Annotated in this window: 2 protein-coding genes; both read left to right on the top strand. The window is 37.5% G+C overall.

Annotated elements, in window-relative coordinates; all coding sequences use genetic code 11:
• Positions 1 to 835 precede the first annotated feature (835 nt).
• Positions 836 to 1,636 (top strand): ParA family protein, encoded by an 801-nt coding sequence (locus ACOV1R_RS15965; RefSeq protein ID WP_015639692.1) that lies wholly within the window; start codon positions 836 to 838, stop codon positions 1,634 to 1,636.
• Position 1,637: 1 nt separating this feature from the next.
• On the top strand, positions 1,638 to 1,988 hold the full coding sequence (locus ACOV1R_RS15960) for a DUF5388 domain-containing protein (protein WP_011222016.1): 351 nt from the start codon (positions 1,638 to 1,640) through the stop codon (positions 1,986 to 1,988).
• The last annotated feature ends 339 nt before the right edge of the window (positions 1,989 to 2,327 follow it).

Below are 2,327 nucleotides of genomic sequence, written 5' to 3'. Positions count from 1 at the left end.
GTTGGTTTTGACTTGACGGGTTATGGTTTTCCATTCAGTTTAGAGGGAGTGACGTTTTGAGCGCAGAATTGTTCCCTGGAAACAGTTATTTGGAATAACTGAACCAGAGTGCAATTCTACGCTAAGGTTTTTCCCTAGTTCGTCGGTCGTTAACGCCCGTCGCTTGTCTGTACAATTGCGGTATTGCTACCACCACTCATTATAAACCTACGTTTTCGGTTTAACCTACTAAAAAACGCCCTAGTAGGCGTTGGCAATACGTATTTATGTTTGTTCGATCACCAACTAATCAGTGGCACCAAGCCGAAGCTTCGTTTTACCACCCGCGCCGTTAATGGTCGCGCTCACCATTCACCACCCAGCCGTACAGATGACCTTGTTGTGGTATAGCCAGACTTATTGAAGTCGCCCTGGCAAACGTGTCCCCTTAGATTTAGACCCCAGCTTGTCCCCTAGGGCTTTAAAAATCGCACCGGCCATGATATAATAGTCATTAAACAAGTTGACTTTTATGTGGCGCTCACCGATTCCCGTCGGTGGGTGTTTTTTTATGTTCTATTTTATGTAACCAATATTACTCGTTGTTTGGTGATAAATCAACATTTCTTTTTATGTATCCTTGTATCCTTGTATCCTTGTATATTCATATCCTTGTATCTAAGTATCCTTGTATCCTTGTATCTAAGTATATTAGGATACTTGCAGTCAATCTTAATTTAACGGCTTTTGAGAAGAAATGTATCCTTGTATCCTTGTATCCAAGTATCTTTGTATGTTATCATCCTTGTATCCAAGTATCTTTGTATATTAGGATACTTAATTGGAGGTCAGTATAATGGGTGAAGTAATTACTTTTGGAAATTTTAAAGGTGGCACCGGTAAAACAACAAATGCCACGCTTGCATGCCTGGCACTAGCTCGTGCTGGTAAAAAAACGCTATTAATTGATTTCGATCCTCAAGCAAACGCTACAGATATTTACTTTAAAACCGCGGCTAATTTAGGCCACGATGATATTAAATTTAATCAAACCTTGCTTGCATCAATCCAAGAAGAGGACTTATCAAGATCGTTGGTTACTTTGGATAAAAACATTGACTTTATTCCATCAAGCGCAGATTTTTCATTGTACCCACGGATTATGGAAAAAAAGTTTAAAAATAATTATAAAGATAGAGTTACATATTTTAGCAAGCTACTTGCTTCACTAAAAGAAAAATATGATTTTGTGGTATTTGATTTGCCACCGACTATTTCCTTAATTTCTGATAGCGCCTTATACGCTTCAGATTGGGTTCTGATTATCCTTCAAACTCAAGAGCACAGTCTTCAGGGTGCCGAATCGTTTCTAAAATATATACAGGAACAGGTAATCGATGAATACGAAGCACCTAGTTTGAATTTACTCGGTATACTTCCTGTGCTATTAAAGAATGGGGCGCCTGTTGATCACAGCACATTAGAAGTAGCAGAAGAAGAATTTGGGAAAGAAAACATGTTAAAAACCCTAATTCGTAATATGGAAAGAATCAAAAGATATTCAATCAGAGGTGTATTTCTAAAAGATCAGTTCGATAAAAAAATAATTAGATTATACGATTCTGTGGCACAAGAAATTATTGAAAGGGCGGACTAGCATGGTGGAACTTTTACACAATCCTAACTCAAATAAAAGCAAAATAATTCCTAGAAAATCGGCGCCCCAGCCCCAAAAAGAAATTTCCATATCTTCTCTAAACGAATCAAACAAAACGAAGTCTAAACAAATAGATGGTGTTACTTTTGATACTACGCTCAGAATTGACAATCATCTAAAAAACTTTATGAAAGCTATGGTAATTTTAGGGTATAGCTCAACTCAACAAAACGGATTAGCCCAATTACAAAAAACTTTTTTTGAATCGTTAACTGAGTCTGAACAAAATACGCTTACGACTCAAATACAGACTTTGGAAACCGGCGATGCTAACAAAGTAAAAAGTAAATAATCACGTGCTCTCAGACGACACGTTCACCTTTTAGATGTATACTTGTCCGTTTAAATTAAGCAGAATGCACACAAAAAAGTCCTCTATTATGCGGAATAGAGGGCTTTTCTGAAATCATTACATACAGGCTTTGCTTAGGAGCGTTGCTTGTGTCCATTTAGGACATACACAATCATATAACAATCAATGCTGTCACTTAACTTACTCAAAAAAGCCACCCACCTCGTGATGAGATGAGTGGCTTTTTGGTTGTGTGGTAGATTGTAAAATTAATCCGAACGCTGTTCGGACAAAAAAGATCAGCTTCCTTTAAAATGGTGTTTACCACAAACCCATCTT

It is taken from the genome of Lactiplantibacillus sp. YT640 (assembly GCF_049745435.1).
GTDB classification, from domain to species: Bacteria; Bacillota; Bacilli; order Lactobacillales; family Lactobacillaceae; genus Lactiplantibacillus; species Lactiplantibacillus plantarum.
The sequence above is the reverse complement of the archived record's forward strand: the minus strand, read 5'-3'. Positions and strand labels throughout refer to the sequence as shown.